This window comes from Jannaschia formosa (assembly GCF_003340555.1).
GTDB classification, from domain to species: Bacteria; Pseudomonadota; Alphaproteobacteria; order Rhodobacterales; family Rhodobacteraceae; genus Jannaschia; species Jannaschia formosa.
On the sequence record NZ_QPLJ01000007.1, the window covers coordinates 187,084 to 204,860 of the forward strand.

The following is a 17,777-nucleotide window of genomic DNA, read 5'->3' on the forward strand; positions in this document are numbered from 1 at the left end:
ACTCAGAATGTGCGGGCCCAGCCGAGGCGCAGCAGCGTCTCGCCTCCGTCCTTGACCGAGACCCCCAGCCGCGCGCCGCCGAAAGCGCCGATCTTGTACTCCATCGTCGGCGCAATGGCCCAGGAGGTTTCCGCCTCGTGCTCGGCGAAGAGGCCCAGCTCCAGAACCATCCGGTCGGTCGGCTTGACGCCCGCGACATAGCCCAGGTTGACCCGCGCCGGGCGCGACCCTCCGAGGGTCGCGCGCAGGTCCAGAACCGTCCAGCCGGGGCCGAACCGCGTGTCCAGCGGGCGGCCCAGCGTCAGCGCCGCGCCGTAGCGCAGGGGCGTGTCGCCGTCCTTCTCGATGTCGGGGCCGATCCCGATCTCGATGGCCGCGAGCCAAGGCTCCGCCCAAGCGGGCCGCGCAGCGCGGCGGTCGGGCGCGGAGAGGACCGGAAAGCGCAGGAAGGCCCGGATGCGCCCGTCGACCTCCTGATCCGGGTCGCCGGTGGCGAGCGCGGTGACATGCCCGCCCGCGTCCAGCCCGAGGGTCAGGTCCCGGGGCAGGCCGGTCTCCAGATAGAGGCTGGTCCAGCCTTCTGTCCCCCCCTCGTGGCCTGAGAAGACATAGGTCTCCCCGACCGGCCGCGGCCAGGGACCGGCCGGGGCCGGTCCGGCCGCGAACGGCAGGAGGAGGAACGACAGGAGCAGAAGCCCGCGCATGGCCCATGAAGCGGGGCGGAGGGTTAACGATGAGTTAACAAGAAGACCGAAGACGGGTCTGCGGGATTTCGGGCCGGTCATCGGCGGCGTTGGACCCGAAAGGGGGCCAGCGGGGTTCGTCTTCCGTCAAGGCGCGCTGCGCGAGGAGGATGACATGGAAGGTTTCTTCGAGGGACTGGGCATCACGGCCCTGGTGATCCTGGCCCTGGTCGGGCTGGTAGTGGGCCTGCTGGCCGGGAAGCTGACGGGGCGGAGCGCGCTGGTCTACGGGCTTATCGGAGCCATCGCCGCGATGGCGACGCCGTTCATCCTGGCTGCGCTGGGCGTCACGGTGCTCGCCGCCGGAGGGCTGCTGCTGGTGGCTTTCGTGGGGCTCGTCGGCGCGGCGATCGTGGTGGCCCTGGTGCGGGCGCTGTCGCGGAGAGTATGAGAGCGGGACATCCGATCGCGGAGGCGGACATGGCCATGCCCGCCCCGCGGTGACGGTTCGTCCACGGGCCGGCCGGTTGTATCGGCCCGAAGGGGCTTTGCCGGGCCTCGCCTTTCAGGGACCGCTTTTCGGGATTTCCCGACTCGATGGAAACTTCCGAGGCCCTGACCGGACCCGGGCGGGCTGCGGGCACGCTGTCCTCTTGCCGCCCCCGCGTCCCCGGCAAACCCGCCCACTTCACCGTCCGGTTCGCGCAGGCTGGCGAGGATCTCCTGATGCGCAGCCGAACGTTGGTCCTGTGTCGCGTTTGGCCCGTCCTTCGCTCGAAGGCGCCGCTGTACCTTCGAGTTAAGGACTGGCCAAACCTGCAAGATACGTCAAAGAAATCAAGGCGACGGTAACGGGACTCGACCTTAGATCGGGCCGAACGCGCGTAAGGATCAGGCCGGCCTAAACCTAACTGCAAGTCCCATATATGAAAAAGGAAAAGGCCCGTCGGAGCGGGCCCTGATTTGCGATCGAAGGATGTTAGGCGACGACTATCGGCGGGGAAGCACCGGCTTCGGAACCGACTGGGATCAAGATGCGGTCCAACCGGGGTTCGCCCGGCTTGCGATACGCGGGCATGCAACCTGTGAGGACACAGGAAGCGAGTTCGACAGCTAGACCGAAACCACGCTGGCCTGCCTCGACGACGGTCATGAGGCGATGATCTTCTATCTCCCCTTCCGCGATTGGCAGCACCGCGATCCTGCCAAGCAACCGATCGAGGCTCCGCTGAGAGAAAACTACCTTCCGGACGGCGCCGGGCTCATCCGCAGGAACAAGAGGTTCAAGAACGCCCGCCGCATACAAGGCGTGGGTCAGACGCTTCGACGCCCCGATGTAGTCGGGCACATCGTGGAGCAGGATGGCGTTCCGCCAGTCCGAACAGAACTCCTCCATCGCGTCAGCGGGGAAAACGAGCCGCCCACTTTCGGCATCCGTCGCTCCCGCCGGGATGTGCCCGAGCTTCTGCAACAAGCGAGACAAGCGTCGGCGGTCAAGCCCCATGCTGTCCGCAAGGCTTTGGAGGGAGTAAAATTGGCGTCGTTTGACCTCCTCCCCCAAGATTGTCTCTCCCGTTTCGACGGCGGAATGCTCGACGATATGGTCGCGGAGGGCGTCTCGGATCGGACCCGGATCGATGAGGTTGGCGCGTCGGTCCAGCCAGTCGTAAAGACTGCCGTACATTGCAAGCGGTCCCGCCTGGACGGCGGTCGCAGTCGAAGCGGAACGGATCTCGGTCAGCGCCTCGACGATGGCTGCGCGTCCACCTGCCATGATCCGGTAACCGCGCTCCACCGCAGCTTCCCTCTGATCTGGCGAAATCCGATTCAGTCGGACATCGTGACCGTGTTCGAGGACGCCGCCGAGCATCGCCGACGCGGTCAGGACCTGGTCGATCGATTGCGTATCGATCCATGCCGATCCGTCCAGCGCCGTTCCGCGAAGCCGGTTCTCCACGAAGGACACGAACTTCGGCGGCGCACCGACCTCCGGAGGACCGGCCGCGCCCTTCGAAAGTGCGACGCAAGGGAGGCCCGTCGACGGATCGCCGGAATGTTCGGAGAGCCGGCGACCATGGACCGGACACCAGCGCACGTCGGAAAAGCACCAAAGGATGCGATGCCGACGTTCGTGAGGCGCGCCGTCGGCTGCCACGCAATCCGGGCAGAACGCCTTGACCGTTGGCGACAGGCTTGTCTTGGCGGCCTGCTGTCCTCTGAAAAGGACGTCTCGTTGACGTACTACGATCAGCCCGTCGCTCAGACATCTGGAGTCCACGCATGTGGCCTGTGAAAGCGCATCCAGTGACTGGGCCTCGCCGCGGAGGAGAGCGACCTTGTTGATCCCAAGGTCGGCCAGAATCCGGTTCGGTCCCATCCCCGTATGGAACGAGGCGAGCCGGGCGAGGAACGAGTTCAGGGTCTCGTCCGGTTGCACAGGAATATGGGGGAGGAGACAGGCCATCAACTCGCCCATCCCTGCGCCTCAAGGTCCTTCCGGATGGCCGCCCAGTCCCCGAATGCAAAAGGACCATCCCCGGAGGTGCCGCGCATCATCCTGAGAGCCTGCGCCGCTGATGGAAGATCGATTTCCCTTGCTCCCGCCATGATCGCCCGCCGAAGGACGGTCTTGGCGAGCTTGACCGATCCTCCCAGGTTGCCTCCGCATCCGAACGCGATCCGGTCCGCGAAGGATCGGTCCTCCGGAAAATTCAAGCCGAGGCTCGTGCAGCACCTGTCGAGAAACAGCCTGAGCCGATCCATCTCGTCGCCGTTCATGGCGATCCGGTCGAGCCTCAACTTGATGAAGCGGCGATCGGTTTCCCGATCCTCCATCAACGCGTCTTCCAGAGCTGGAACCCCCGCGAGGATAACCGCGATTGATGCATCCCCTTGCAGGAGCGACTTCAGCGATTGCAGGGCTCCCTTGCGGTCTCGGCCCGCGCCTGACCGAAGAATGTGGTGGGCCTCGTCGATGACCAGAAGACCGACCTCGAGGTTACGCATCCTCGTCGTGGCCACCTTCCAGACGTCGTAGGACGTGGTCCGTGCCGCGAAGCCCGGATACGAGGTCGTCCTGGCCAACTCGATCCCCAGCCCTTTCTCCGTCGCGTCCTGTGGCACCGGCTGGAGAATATAGTTTCCGCCATCTTCGCCAGATGCCATTCCTCGGAACCCGGGAAGCTGGGCAAGATTTCGGCGGAGGAGGGTCGACTTGCCTTCGTCGGAATTGCCGACCAGGGCGATGCCGCGGCACTCGTCAGTCAACGGGTCGCGCGCTGGTCGGGGCAGAATTGCGCCGTCAGGCCCGACTTCCATGATTTCACGAAGATAGTCGTGGAAAGTCGCATCCCGCGCGGTCTTGAGATAGCGCGCCTCAAGCCATGCGATCTTGGCGGCGATGTCGGCTGAGGCGAGATCGCCGCCCCGTTTCTTGGCAGGTGTCAGATCAGTCATCATCTTCATTCCATAAGGTCGTCGTCAGAAAGCGCCGCGTTCTGTTTCGGGGATGCAGGCCGGGTGGGAGCGGTGGTCGCGCCAGATCGGCGCACTGGAGAGTCCACGGTCATGTCGACGATGTCATCGTCGTCGTCCCCGATTTCCCCATCGAGGAAGTCGTCATAGTCGGGAGCGTCGTAGCGGCCGGCGGCCGTGGTTGCGAACCGCGAGAAGTCCTCGATGTTGGCGCGAAGCTGCTCTTCCGACATGCGCGGGGCAGATAGTTGATGCAGCACCCTGAGACGTTGACCTTCGCCATCGAGATCACGGATGCCTGCCTCCCGGATCGGCCGGGATGCCGCCAAGGCAGCCTTCTTGCGCGCAACGTAGGCCTTCACGTCGGAATGCGTGGCACCAATCCATTTTTCGTCGCGCGCGCAGATGAAGGTCCACTCGTTGTGGCCGATCTTGACTTCGATGCCCCCTACGTCCCCTTCCCAGTAGATCACCTCGGCGGCATCGAGACGGCGTTCCAGACGCAGCCTGGCGAAGTCCTCGTCCATGTAGACGATCGGGCCGACCGTGATCCCGTTCTGGCGTACCTTGTAGGTTCCGATCCTCGTCCCAAAATGCTTGCGCATCTCCGCGCTCGTGAACTGGACGGGGCGATGGAGGGACGTGGCCTGCTCCCAGGCCTGGTTCGGCGTTATCCAGTCGAGGCCTTCGTGAGGCGTCTCGTGGTAGAGGTCCACGATCCAACGGACGAGCCAGAAACAGAAATCTTCAAGCGTCACTGATGCGCGCGCCGCCGCGTCGTTTTCGCCGCGCTTCACCACATTGGAGAACGTCCGGCCGGAGAAGTAGGTGACGAACTTCTCGTTCAACGTGCGGAAGACCCGTTCGATGAAGGGCCTGAGCCAAGCCTTCCCGGCAGGGGCGCCGAGGTTGCAGATGCGCAGTGAGGCAAGGACCTGATAAGCTTCGTCCGTGATATACTTCGCACCGCGGTCCAGCACGATCGCGGATGTCTTGCCGCCTTGAACCCAGGACCTCTGACATCCGAGAGCGTCCGTGATCGGCTTCTTGTCGAGGTAGATCATCTCGATCGTGTCCCGGAGCGGGTTCGCTGCGCCCTCCGGTACGATCTTGAGACCCACAATGCTGCGCGTATGCACATCGATCGCCATCGAGATGATGACCCGGCGCCGCCGTCCATCGAGGCCCAGAGCCTTCTTCTCGTCGTCGGTCAGATTGGCGTAAAGACCGAGAGCAGTGAGGAGGATCATGAGGTCGCATTTGCATTCATCGATCTCGACGCGTTGGAGCACGCGATTCGTCACCACCCCGCAACCTACGCTATGCATGCCTGACAAGGCAGCCTTCTTGCCGCGCGTGCGTATCGCATGCTCGACGGGCGCGATCGCGTGGATGACGTTCCGGACCGCTGCATAGCCGGGCTCCTTCAGGGCCAGCCCGCGTTCGAAGTCTTCAAGCCGCAGGGAGTTCTGCTGTCGGATCACCGCCCTGACGCTTTCGACGATCTTTCCCGCCGTGACCCGCTCCTCATCCAGCTTGATGCTGACCACGGCGCAGATGATGTCCATCACCTCGTCGCAATGGTACGGGGCGTGGCCGCAGTTCCTGTAGTTGTCGAAGAGAACGTCAGGAGCCTGACCCTCAACCTTCTTCTTCTGGTCCTCTGCGTAGAGTCGGTACTTGTTGAAGATCCATCGCCCGTTGGTCACGGTCTGGAAACCACATACCGTTTCCAGCGGGACGTGGGGGATCATGGTGCCGCTGCGCCGCTTTACCGGCTTCTGCGGTTTATCGACCTCCTCCCAACAGGAGTAGATTTTCCTCGCCCGCTTGGAAATGAGCTTGCGCTTCTCCACGAAGTCTGAACGAGCGTCCCTCAGCCTTCCTTTTTGAATGAGTTGGGCAGCGGCTACGCAATGGGCGCGGACATTCTTCTCTCGACTGAGTTCCTTGCAGGACCGGTTGATCCGCCCGTCGCCGGTGTCAGTAGGCCTGGCTTCGTCTGGGCGCTCGAGGACAACAAGGCGGCCGAAGGAGTTGGCGTTCATGGTCGTCTCGCGCGAGAGGATACCGAGTTCGAAGCGACCCGGATCGTCCAGCGGCGGCTCCCACTTGACGAGGTATCCGTTTGCGTTGATCTCCACGACCTGCCCCTCGCGATCCTTCAGGCGGAAGCGGTCGTTTTCCGCGAGCAGATCGTGCGTTCCGCCTGAGTAGCGTTGAGGGGTCATGCGGCGACCTCCAGCATGGTTTCCCCGCCAATACGGGCACGCGGAGGTACGGAAAGGTTGCCCGCCCTGATGTTGCGGACGATCGGGAAGAACGACCGCCCACCGTAGTCGGAGCGACGGACAGCTTCGGAGATGCAGACCGTCCTGGGCCCCCGAAGGAGTTCAGCCAGGACGTCGGCATCGAGATCGGGTTCGGCCTCGCGGGCATCATGAAACAGATGTGCGTTTGCGAGCCTGACCGGATCTTGGTTGCGTTCCGTCACGACGCAGAGCCGATCGAAGAATGCAGGCGTTCCAGCATGGCGCAGAGCCTTCATCTCAGCCTTGAAGTCACTTCTGGTCGCCCTGCGGTACGGCTTCACCGACAGCCCGATCCGCTGGCCGTAAATCGTCGTCAGCCTGTAATCGAGGAAGTGCTTCTTCGTCTTTCCGTTAGGTAACCGAAGGGCAATCGGACCGATCTGCTCTTCGAGATCGTGGAAGTTCGGCTGGGCGAACGCGAGGATGGCCGCCCGATACTCGAGCAGGCTGCCGAACCCTAGAACCTGCCAGCACCCATCGCGCCAGAAGGTCGTCTCCCCGACGAAATGGGCCCGGGAACTCTTTGGGATCGGCCGCATGGCTCGGCTTGGAAGGATGGGCGGACGGAAGTAGGTCTTGTTGTTATTTCCGGTCATTCTTGTCACGTTTTCAGGTGCCGCTCCCTTCAGCGGGACGGCATGTTTGGAAGACCCACACCAGCATGCGGTATGGGATAATGAGGCGGTCGAGCGTGCGACGACGCTCTTCGGGGTGAGGCGTGCTGTGGGGGATGACTGGACGAAGGATCGCGATCGCATCCCCGTTGCGGCTGAGCCGTGGAAATGCTACACGTCCCCGAGAGAAGTTGGCTGGTTCGTTCCGGTCGAAAGGCCTCGCTGGTGCAAACGGCGGGGTCTTTTCTTTTGTCCCTCTTCCTGGCGGTTTGTCTCCTCTTCTCGTTCGTTCGGTTCGTCCCGCGAAGGCTTGAACACCCGCGGCACGATCTGCTTCCACAGGCTCCGATGCGTTTCAACCTTCTGAACCATATTCGAAAATCGAACCCGTACTCGTCCGAACGTTTTCGCATGGGCGCCACGTTGGTTGGTCGGACCGCTCGGCAACGATGTTGCTGAGCGACCTTCACCAGCGGAGGCCCCGCGCGTTCGAGTAGTACCTATGCGGGATGCATCTCGCGAAAATGCGAGTCATCACACGCCTTCGTGGATAAGGTGGTGGGTTAACTCAACCGGGTCGAAGGGAAATCCAGTACATCTATCTGACTGAGGAGCCAGTCGAGGTGCAGGTCCGCATTCGTGGCGACATCGATGGGGGGACCAACCGGCCGTTGGCAGATCGCCTCTCGGAATAGCCCGCACCCACCGGGAGCGAGATCGGTGAGGATCGTTTTTCTCATGGGCTTCGCCGTCGTGTGATCCACGCCGACTGTCGCCCCGATGACACGATCGGACGGGACGGCGAGATCGGTTCTCGGCGCAATCTTCCGGATCAGGTGTTCCGCAGTCCGGAACCAAGTCCGAATCGGCAATCGCGAGCGGTGAAGAATCGTGCCGGTCGTGGGCGAGAACTGCCTACGACAGTCTCGGCATCGATATGTATCGCGCTCGTCCATCCAGATCACGCTGTCGGATCGGCATTTATCGCAACGAACCCCGGACGGCCAGCGGACGGCGATCCACTGCTCGCGGCAGGCCGTCTCAGTCGGGAATGTATTCAGCACGCCGCCGGCTGGCAGGCTCACGAAGAGCGTCATCCAGTAGATGCGAAGTTCGAGATTGGCAAACGCGGTCATGGATGCCGAGTGACCAGAAACGACAATCGAAAGTCCAGCCTTCCATCGCACAACGGCACTGGACGGGGAGGTAGGCCCATTGTGCCGAGGCAGGCCTTCGACGTGCCGCGTCCAACGCCGGTGATCTTTTCATAGTGATCTCTTCCTCAGGCTGTCATGGCGTTCGCAGTCGATCACAGGATTGCCTAGCCGTCCGATACCGTCCCCTATCGGAAGCAGCGTCCCCGAACGGAGACCGACCGCCATGACTTCCCCGCAGTCCCCGGACTGGAAGCCAACCCGCAGCAAGTCGGTCGCGGACCGGATCGCCGCGCTCGACCCCGAGACGGAGTTCGAGGAGATCGCCAGGCTCCTCTACGCCTACGAGTTCTCGTGGGACATCGAGCGCGCGCTGGAGTTTGCCCTCTTCCGCACCTACGCCGTGCCCTCGATCTCCGGCCTACTGGCGCGCACCAGGGAGTTCGAGGCCCGGCCGCGCAAGCGCTACGATGATACCGAGCTGATCCTCTGCGAGGCGATCGAGCACGGGCTGGACAGCGATCGCGGGCGGCGCGCCATCGCCCGGATGAACGCCATGCACGGCCGCTACCGGATCTCGAACGCCGACATGCGTTATGTGCTGTCGACCTTCGTCTGCGAGCCGATCCGCTGGCTAGACCGCTTTGGCCGCCGCCCGCTGACCGCGCGCGAGCGGCGAGCCTGGTTCCTCTACTACCGTGGCCTGGGCGAGAGGATGGGGATCGTGGGCATTCCGGATGACCTCGAAGAGATGACGAACGACAACGTGGCCTATGAGGCGGAGCACTTCCGCTACGCCGACACCAACCGCCGGATCTCCGAGGTGACACGCGATCTGCTGCTCGGCTTCTACCTGCCGCGCCCCTTGGTGCTGCTCGGCCGCCCTATGGTGCATGCCTTCCTCGACCCGCCCCTGCGCGAGTCCATGGGCTTCCCCCCGTCACCGATCTGGCTGGGGCGCGTGTTGCGGGCCGCGTTGCGCCTGCGTGCCCGGCTGTTGCGCGGCCTGCCCCTCCGCCGGCGACCGCGCCTCCTGACGCAGATCCCCCGTCCGACCTATCCCGGCGGCTACGAGATCGAACGTCTGGGCACCTTCCGGTGAGAGGACGACTGCTTGGATACCGGGAAAAGCGCTGCCGCGTGCGGCAACCGCCCCTCGTGGATCTCGAAGAGGCCCTGGACGATAACAGCCGGCCCTGAGCAGACGTTCGTGCCGGGCGCAGGGTATGACCGATGCCATCCCATTTCGGCCATTTGCATTGGCAGCATCGTGATCATGCTGCCGTATCAACGAAGGAAAAGACGCGGCCCAGCCTGCATCAACGTCAGCTTGGCCGCTCTTTTCAGCAAACCTTGGTTATACTTCTCCCGCCTCCTGGAGGAGCTTGACGTAGGCGTCGTGGGACAGGGTGCATTCTGCGAGACCCCTGAAGTTCTTGGCAGTTAGCTTACACTGTTTAGCCATTTTGGAAACAAGATCATCACCCAGCGTCTTGTATTTGCTTCCATGGCTGACGTGGGTTCGTATATGAGTCTTCTTCCCTCCGTAATATAGATGATAGAAAATATGCTTCCGGTCGTCTTGCTCGACAAAACCCTTTTTAGGAAGATTCTCCTGCACTTTGGAGCGCTCCAAATTCATTCAGAAATTTCCTTAAACAATCTTCTAAGCTCTGCTTTGAGCAAGCGAGCCTTTGGTGCGAGGTTATCGTCGTCTTCCTGGGCTACGTTTTTCCACAAGAAATCAAGCTCAGCTTCCAATGACTCAATAAGATCAGCGCGAGTATATGCTGCATGATCAATACCAAGATCATCCAGCTTCGCAAAGTAAGTCTGCTTATCCTCGCTCATCTCCACCTTGATTTGTAGATTATTTAATTGGCTGGCTTTGAGATAATGTGGGATAAGTTCAATAAGATCGATATCATCTGTGTTAACTGGATGCACTTCCTGAACATCCGTAATTCTCTGCGGATTTCCGTCTTCGTCGAGCTCAATGGTCCCAACGACTTGAATAAGGTCTCGCGCATTTTCGAGAAGTGCAGCCTCAATATCTTCCTCATACAGACAGCTAATTGAACGTCCTGTGTCCGGTATGAGCAAGGAGAGCTTGCGCTCCTTAAAGTCAACCTTATTGAAATATCCTGTAACGATTGAATGGGTCCCCGGCGTCAATCGTGCCTGCCGCAGCTGTTCCAGTGCATCAGTCGCAGAGACGCTATCAGCGATCACATTGCCCGCTTGGTCTTCAACAGAAAGGCGATAGTGCCCTCCTTGGCTGCCAAACATCTTTCCAAGCGATGCAATAATTGGCGCGCGGAAAGCAGAATCCACAACCGCCCTCTTGAAGTCCGACTCATCTCCAGTCGTAATCGAACCAAATAAGTCTCGAGTTATTTGAGCCACTTCTCTCGCTTCATCTGGACTGAAAAGGCTTTGACCTCTTTCCGCAATGAAGGTCGGCTGGTAGTAGCTACCTTGTTCTGGGATTTCGCAATGCAGCTGAAAGCGCTCTTCGATATCGCGTGTCACTCGAGCTCGCGTTTTAACCTCTCGCCCTTCCTTCATCATGGCGACGAGATAGATGGTGCGCTGCAATCCCTCTAAAGCTTGAACGAGATTCTGCACTGGAAGCACATGAGCGCTTTCGCCGTCATGCCTTGGCTCAAAACGCAAGCCGAAGAAAGTTTCTCGTTCCTTATCCATTTGCAGATGCCTCCAAGCGGAATATATTCACCCGTCCTTAGATCCGCCATCGGAAAGCGCTAAAGCGTTACGTTATGGATGCAATCGGTGCGTCGAGGGCACGATACCGCTATCGTAGTGAGCGACCGGTATCAAGAGCCGCGCCCATTGAAGCAGCGGGCCGGGCACCTCCATAGGCGCCGCAACGGTTGACAACTTAGCCTTGGTAGCTCTGCAATTTGCGGACCTTCATGCCTGGCGCAGCGAGCGTCTGCTCTCCGCCCATTCTGTGGAGACTAGGCGCTTGCAGACGCAGCGAGGCGGCGCAGATCGTGATCGGGTGCCTTTGCCGATCAGGGCGTTGTCGGCTTCGGCGGGCAAGGGAAGATCTTCGCCAGCTTCCTGAGGTTCTGAGCCGTGGCGGCGAGGAAAAATTCGTCGCTGGCGCCGCATGGTCGAAGGCGTCCCAGGCCGAGGATCCGCTTGAGGTGGGCGAAGAGCGCTCGGCCTTCTTCCTGAGCCGCATCGAAGTTACGTAGGCGTCGGTCTTGACGATCGCGCGGGCGTCCTCTGCTACTCTCGGGTGATCTTGCGGCTTCGGCGTTGGGGCAGCACTTCGCTTTCGGCGGACAGGCTTGGCAGATCTCCTTCAACGCCCGATAGCGAGCCGTGCCGTTCCCGGTCGGGCTCCGGCTCCGGTCGGAGTAGTTGCGGCGGAATTGCTTGAACGCCAGACCCTCGGGGCGGACGTAGCGGGCGTCCTCGGCCAGGCGCCGCTCGGTCCAAGCCCTTGAGAGACCACCTTTGCCAGATGCGGCGAAGTGGCCGAGCATCACGCCAGAGGAGGGACGTCGGCGCGATCGGATGATCGTCTGCGAACGCTACCGGATCAGAAGCTTGTGCACCCGGAACACCGCCGCAGCATCCTGTTTCTCCTCGCTCTTGATCCCAAAAACCATATTTTCGCCCGGTCGTCTGTCTCCTTCGATCGCCACCGTCCATCACGGCAGCCCAGCCAAAGCCTTAAGCACGGACCCCCAACGCAGCTTTCATCGCAGCGCCGCTTGGGTGGTCATGACCGGACCTTGTGCAACGCCTGAACGTGCCAAGGAGTCGCTTGCATTCCTCCGAGCGTCCAAGCACGCCTCCCATGAAGCGTTGGAATGACATAAAGCTTGCAGGCAACACTCGTCGCCCGCCGAGAGCGGTCGGATTAAATAGGAAGATCACCATGATCACAGGCGAAATCAGATCCAGGGTCGACGCAATCTGGAACGCCATGTGGACCGGCGGCCTGTCGAACCCGGCCACGGTGATGGAACAGCTGACCCTTCTGCTCTTCCTCAAGGGGCTCGACGAAACGCAGACCCGGGCAGAGCGCCAGGCACGGGCGCGCGGCACGGCGATAGAACGCAACCTCTTCCCAGATGGCCATGACGGCATCCCCATCGTGGGCGAGAACGGGGAAAAGGTCGCAGATGGCCGTCCGTTCACCGACTTGAGGTGGGCGCGCTTCGCCACCCTTGCACCGGCCGACATGCAGGAGGCGGCAGAGAACCACCTGATACCCTTCCTGCGCCGCCTCGGCTCCGACGGCGCTCCGCTGCGCAAGCACATGGCGAGCGCACGTTACGAGATCCCTACCGGGCGGCTGCTCGCGAAGGTCGTTGATCTGCTCACCGACCTGCCGATGGAGAAGCGGGACACCAAGGGCGATCTCTACGAATACATGCTCTCGAAGGTCGCATCGGCGGGGCAGAACGGTCAGTTCCGTACGCCCCGGCATATTATCGAGCTCATGGTCGCCATGACCGAACCGCGCCGAGATGACGTGATCTGCGATCCGGCTTGTGGCACGGCCGGCTTCCTGGTCGGAGCAGCCGAATATCTCCGGAAGAACGACCCCGGGGCCTGGACCGACCCGGAGGCGCGCCTGCACGTCGAGAGCGCGATGTTCCATGGCCATGACTTCGACGGGACCATGCTCCGCCTTGGTGCCATGAACATGGCGCTCCACGGCTTCGAGGACGCTGCGATCCTCTACCGGGACTCCCTGACCGAGGAGCATGGCGACGAGGCCGAGGCCTACTCGCTCATCCTCGCCAATCCGCCTTTCGCCGGCTCTCTGGACACCGAGGCGGTGGCCAGAGACCTCACCCGCATCGTCAACACCCGCAAGACCGAGCTTCTGTTCCTGGCGCTGTTCCTGCGGCTCCTGAAGCGCGGGGGACGGGCGGCCGTGGTCGTGCCGGATGGCGTCCTCTTCGGGTCGAACAAGGCGCACAAGGAGGTGCGCCGCATGCTGATCGAGGACCAGCAGCTGCAAGGGGTGGTCAAGCTGCCCGCCGGCGTGTTCCGGCCCTATGCCGGGGTCTCGACCGCGATCCTGCTCTTCCAGCGCACCGACTCCGGCGGCACCGAGGGCGTGTGGTTCTATGATCTCCACGCGGACGGGCTCAGCCTCGACGACAAGCGCAACCTGCTGGTGCCCGAGGACAAGATCGGCCCTTGGGCAGAGCTGACCGAGGCCGAGGCGGCGCTGAACGACCTGCCTGATGCCTTGGCCCGGTGGCGGGAACGGGAGGGCGCCGAGACGGAACGGCCCCGCACGGCCCGCAGCTTCGTCGTGCCAAAGGGAGAGATCGCCGCGGCGGGCTACGACCTCAGCCTGAACCGCTACCGAGAGATCGAACATGACGCCGTCGAGCATGAGCCGCCGGCCGAGATCCTGTCGCGCCTGCGCGAGATGGAGCGGGAGATCTTCGACGGTCTCGACGAGCTGGAGGCGATGCTCGCCGAGAACTCCGTGAAAGAGGCTGCTGAATGAAATTTCGCGGTTATTACGACCCTCACTACAAGCCAGATAGGTCGCCTTCGAAATACCGTGAAGACAAAAGGCTTGATGCGATGGGCGCCGCGGATGCAGCGACTTTCGTCGCCGAATTCTTAGCCGTCTTCAAACCCGGAAGATCGGGCACTTCTGATCCCGCCGCTGTCTTCAAGGCGCTCCGCAGTGAGGCAAGGCGACTGGGCAAGTCTAGGAAGAACAGCTATAATTCTGCGAAGGTGAAACCGAAGAAGAAGATACTTAGCGGCCAGAAAACAGCTCCTACTATCCTGTCACACCCTTGGCTCAAGCGGAAGAGCAGCCTAGAGTTTCTCAAGATCTCTGACGGTGAACTGATGGCAACGTACTTTGCAACCGCTGAAAAAATTGAGGCTTGGAGATCCCAACGGGCGGAAACAACTGACCAGAAGCGGAAGGCCGCTCTCGCCGAGCAGGTTCAGATCCAGCTTGAGAAGCGGCATGACCTTCTGGCCCTGATCTATCACCGTGCAATCGGTGATGAGGTGGAGACGACTCCGCTCGGGCAAGCGCTGAGATCCAGATGATGAATCCTGCATTGAGACGAGAACCCACACGCGCTCGGCGATCGACCAGGACGTCGAAGGAAAGATGAGCACTGGCGAAACCTTCGGCCGCACGATCCAGCTCTTCCTGGTGGACGGCAAGCCGACCGGCCTGCGCAAGGCGTCAATCCATGGCTGGACCGGGCTGCTCTTCGTCTCTGGGGCCTCGGCCTTTGGCGACCTCACCGCGCGCGACGAGGTGGACCGCACCGGCGTGTACATCCTCTCCGGCCCTGACCCCGACAAGGCGGGCAGCACGCGCGTCTACATCGGGTCAGGCAACTCCGTCGCGGAGCGGATCAGGCAGAGCGCCCTGAAACGGGATTTCTGGGAGACCGCCATCACCGTCACCACCAGCGACGACGACATGTCCAAGGGGCATGCCGAGTATCTCGAGGCGCGGCTGATCGAGCAGACGGCCAAGGCCGGGCGGGTGACGCTCGACAACGGCACGCATCCCGACACCAGCCGGCGCCGCCTGCCCGAGGCCGACATCGCCAACATGGAGCAGTTCCTCGCCAACCTCCGGATCATCCTGCCAGTGATCGGGCTGGACATGCTGAAGCCGCAGCCCAAGGCAGTCAGCACCGCGGCAGGCCCGACCTCTCCCAGCATCTCGAACGAGGTCCAGTTCGAGATCCGCCACAAGAGCGGCGTGCAGGCCACGGCGGTCGAGGAAGAGGGCGAATTCATCGTGCTGGAAGGGTCCGAGGTGCTGACCGGCACCGGATACGTCCAACATGATACGGCGAAGGCGACCAAGGACAGGCTGCTCGCCGACGGCATCCTCGTTCCACAAGAGGGCGCACAGGAACCGGCGAAGCTGCGATTTACGAGACCTTGGTCCTTTACCAGTCCCTCGGCAGCGGCGGCGGTCGTGTTGGATCGGCACAGCAACGGGCGGCTGGAGTGGAAGGTGAAGGGCGCGAGCCAGACCTATCACGACTGGCAGCAGGCGCAGGCGGCGAAACAGGAGGCTGCGGAATGAGCTGGCCCATGGTCGCCTTGGGAGAGGTCTGCGATACTGGAAGCGGCGGGACTCCGAGCCGAACTAACAGTGCGTATTACGGCGGAGGTATCCCTTGGGTGAAATCTGGGGAACTTCTGAGTGATATCATCACGTCAACCGAAGAAACCATCTCGGAGGAGGGGCTCAAGAAGTCCTCAGCAAAGCTCCTCGAGCCCGGGTGCATCCTTCTGGCTATGTATGGTGCATCAATCGGAAAAACAGCAACTTTGGGTATTCGTGCTGCGACCAATCAGGCAGTTTGTAATATTCGGCCAAAGGATGATCGCATCTCCACCGACTTCATCCGGATATTTCTCGAATACTTGAAGCCATCGCTGATCCGCCGCGGTGCCGGAGGAGCGCAGCCAAATATTAGCCAGAACATCATCAGAGACACCGAAATCCCCCTCCCGCCCCTCGACGAGCAGCGGCGGATTGCGGGGATACTGGATGCGGCCGACGCCCTGCGCCGCCGCCGCCGCGAGGCCCTCGCCCTGCTCGACACCCTCCCGGGCGCGATCTTCGCGGAGATGTTCGGGGACCCCAGCACGAACCGATACGGTTACGAGGCGGGTACAATCGGAGATCTCCTCGACGACGTTCGGTATGGCACGAGCAACAAGGCGGGCGATGAGGGCGCGCTTCCGATCCTGCGCATGGGGAATATCACCTCTCAGGGCCGGATGGATCTCGCTGATCTGAAGAGAATAGACCTGCCGGATAAAGACATCCCGAAGCACACTGTGCGGAAAGGGGATATCCTATTCAATCGAACCAACAGCGCCGACCTTGTAGGTAAGACGGCCATTTTCATGGAAGAAGAGCGATACGCGTTCGCCGGATATCTTGTCAGGGCCCGCGTGAGCAACGGAAACCGGCCGGAATATGTTGCCGGGTATCTGAACAGTCCGCATGGAAAGAAAGTCTTGCGCAACATGGCCAAGAACATTGTCGGGATGGCGAATATCAACGCGAAGGAGATGCAGTCTATTCCTATCCTTTTGGCTCCCGAATCCAAGCAGGAAAGCTATGCGAAGCAATGCGCGCAGATCGGTGAACGGCGGGCAACTCTGATGGATCACCTGTCCCAACTCGAAACCCTCTTCGCCTCCCTCCAATCCCGCGCCTTCGCCGGAGCCCTCTGACCCCGGGACAGCACAGTGACCGCCAGCAACTTCGCCCATCTCGAACCAGACTTTCCGGCCGTCCACGCCGCCGCGACCTCGGCAGAACGGCTGGCGATGTCGGAGCCCGAGGCGGCGGCGATCCTGGCGGGCAAGGCGGTGGAGCTGGCGCTCGGCTGGGCCTTCGCCCATGACGCGGGCCTGACTCCCCCGGCCCAGCCCGGCGCAAGCCGGATGATCAACGACCCCGACCTGCGCATGATCACGGGCACCAAGGTCCACGCCAAGGCGCGGTTCGTGAACCTCGTCCGCAACAAGGCCGCCCATGAGGGGGCGGTCCTGAAGGTCCAGGGCGCGCGGCAGGCGGTGGAGGAGCTGCATCATGTCATGCACTGGTTCGGCCGAACCTATGGGAAGCGCCAGAAGCCGCCCGAACCCAACGACTTCGACCCCGCCCCGCTGACCGTCCGCGCTGACCTGATCCGCGAGGCGCGCCGGAAGATCGAGACGACGGATCAGGAGCTGGAGAAGCGCACCGAAGAGCTCGAGGACCTGCGCGCGCGGTACGCCAGTCTCAACGAGGAGCTGAAGGCCAAGCGCTCCGAGGTCGCCAAGGCGCGCGCCGAGCAGACCGCCGATCCGCACGACTACAACGAGGCGGAAACGCGGACGCGCTTCATCGACCTGCTGCTCGCCGAGGCGGGCTGGACGGACCTGAAGGACGGTCACGATCTGGAGTATCGCGTCGAGCCGATGCCGAACGAACAGGTTCATGGCTTCGCCGACTACGTCCTCTGGGGCGCGGATGGTCTGCCCCTTGCCGTGGTCGAAGCCAAGCGCACCTGCCGGGACCCCGCCGACGGCAAACGGCAGGCGGAGCTCTATGCCGACGCGCTGGAGGTGATGCACGGCCGCCGGCCGGTGATCTTCTACACCAACGGCTACGAGCATTGGATCTGGGACGACGCCCGCAAGATCCCGCCCCGTCGCCTGGGGGGCTTTAAGACAGCGACGGAGTTGGGCGAGATGATCGCCCGGCGGGACGATGCGAAGCCGCTTGCCACCCAGACGCCCAAGGCGGCCATCGCCGGCCGCCCCTACCAGACCCGGGCCCTCGCGCGCATCGCCGAGCATTTCGACGGCGGCTCCCGCAAGGCGCTGCTGGTGATGGCGACCGGGACAGGCAAGACCCGCACCGTGGTCGCGCTGGTCGACATGATGGTCCGCGCCGGCCTCGTGAAGCGGGCGCTGTTCCTCGCGGACAGGATCAGCCTCGTCCGACAGGCGCGCACCGCCTTCGCCACGCATCTG

14 protein-coding genes and 1 pseudogene are annotated in these 17,777 nt (G+C 62.2%); 7 read left to right on the plus strand and 8 right to left on the minus strand.

Annotated features, from left to right (window positions below):
- Positions 1-2 precede the first annotated feature (2 nt).
- The gene (locus DR046_RS10205) at positions 3-704 is read right to left on the minus strand and encodes a hypothetical protein (RefSeq protein ID WP_115382274.1); all 702 of its coding nucleotides are present in this window, start codon (positions 702-704) and stop codon (positions 3-5) included.
- Between the two features lie 154 nt (positions 705-858).
- Between DR046_RS10205 and DR046_RS10210 the strand changes: the two genes are divergently transcribed.
- Positions 859-1,134 (plus strand): GlsB/YeaQ/YmgE family stress response membrane protein, encoded by a 276-nt coding sequence (locus DR046_RS10210; protein WP_115382275.1) that lies wholly within the window; start codon positions 859-861, stop codon positions 1,132-1,134.
- Positions 1,135-1,662: 528 nt separating this feature from the next.
- On the opposite strand, the gene DR046_RS10215 is transcribed toward DR046_RS10210, so the two are convergent.
- From DR046_RS10215 to DR046_RS10240, 5 genes are all read right to left on the minus strand, one after another.
- Positions 1,663-3,159: a TniQ family protein gene (locus tag DR046_RS10215; protein WP_115382276.1), complete on the minus strand. Its 1,497-nt coding sequence runs from the start codon at positions 3,157-3,159 to the stop codon at positions 1,663-1,665.
- Positions 3,147-4,148, minus strand: coding sequence for a TniB family NTP-binding protein (locus DR046_RS10220; protein ID WP_115382277.1), 1,002 nt, complete (start codon positions 4,146-4,148; stop codon positions 3,147-3,149). Before DR046_RS10220 ends, DR046_RS10215 begins: the two co-directional genes overlap by 13 nt.
- Entirely contained in the window at positions 4,145-6,388 is a 2,244-nt protein-coding gene (locus DR046_RS10225; RefSeq protein WP_135227284.1) for a TnsB C-terminal domain-containing protein, read from the minus strand. The genes DR046_RS10220 and DR046_RS10225 overlap by 4 nt, the downstream gene beginning before the upstream one ends.
- Complete coding sequence (locus DR046_RS10235) at positions 6,385-7,074, minus strand: hypothetical protein (protein ID WP_135227285.1); 690 nt, start codon at positions 7,072-7,074, stop codon at positions 6,385-6,387. The genes DR046_RS10225 and DR046_RS10235 overlap by 4 nt, the downstream gene beginning before the upstream one ends.
- A 572-nt stretch (positions 7,075-7,646) precedes the next feature.
- Complete coding sequence (locus tag DR046_RS10240) at positions 7,647-8,219, minus strand: transposase (RefSeq protein WP_115382281.1); 573 nt, start codon at positions 8,217-8,219, stop codon at positions 7,647-7,649.
- A gap of 244 nt (positions 8,220-8,463) precedes the next feature.
- On the opposite strand from DR046_RS10240, the gene DR046_RS10245 reads away from it, so the two are divergent.
- Positions 8,464-9,339 (plus strand): oxygenase MpaB family protein, encoded by an 876-nt coding sequence (locus tag DR046_RS10245; protein ID WP_115382282.1) that lies wholly within the window; start codon positions 8,464-8,466, stop codon positions 9,337-9,339.
- Positions 9,340-9,875: 536 nt separating this feature from the next.
- On the opposite strand, the gene DR046_RS23245 is transcribed toward DR046_RS10245, so the two are convergent.
- A complete protein-coding gene (locus DR046_RS23245; RefSeq protein ID WP_135227286.1) occupies positions 9,876-10,943 on the minus strand; it encodes a hypothetical protein in 1,068 nt (355 codons plus the stop codon).
- A gap of 332 nt (positions 10,944-11,275) precedes the next feature.
- Positions 11,276-11,422, minus strand: a pseudogene (locus DR046_RS25020) (IS5/IS1182 family transposase); the annotation flags it as partial.
- 731 nt (positions 11,423-12,153) lie between these two features.
- On the opposite strand from DR046_RS25020, the gene DR046_RS10260 reads away from it, so the two are divergent.
- The 5 genes from DR046_RS10260 to DR046_RS10275 all read left to right on the plus strand — a co-directional run.
- Entirely contained in the window at positions 12,154-13,749 is a 1,596-nt protein-coding gene (locus DR046_RS10260) for an HsdM family class I SAM-dependent methyltransferase (protein ID WP_115382284.1), read from the plus strand.
- Positions 13,746-14,315 carry a hypothetical protein gene (locus tag DR046_RS23250; RefSeq protein WP_135227287.1) on the plus strand — a complete coding sequence of 190 codons (570 nt, stop codon included), beginning with the start codon at positions 13,746-13,748 and terminating at the stop codon, positions 14,313-14,315. Before DR046_RS10260 ends, DR046_RS23250 begins: the two co-directional genes overlap by 4 nt.
- A 64-nt stretch (positions 14,316-14,379) precedes the next feature.
- Entirely contained in the window at positions 14,380-15,321 is a 942-nt protein-coding gene (locus DR046_RS10265) for a GIY-YIG nuclease family protein (protein WP_115382285.1), read from the plus strand.
- Positions 15,318-16,487, plus strand: a complete 1,170-nt coding sequence (locus DR046_RS10270; RefSeq protein ID WP_115382286.1) for a restriction endonuclease subunit S — start codon at positions 15,318-15,320, stop codon at positions 16,485-16,487. The genes DR046_RS10265 and DR046_RS10270 overlap by 4 nt, the downstream gene beginning before the upstream one ends.
- Positions 16,488-16,502: 15 nt before the next feature.
- Positions 16,503-17,777 (plus strand): DEAD/DEAH box helicase family protein (locus DR046_RS10275; RefSeq protein WP_167767047.1); only part of this gene is annotated, 1,275 nt, incomplete at its 3' end.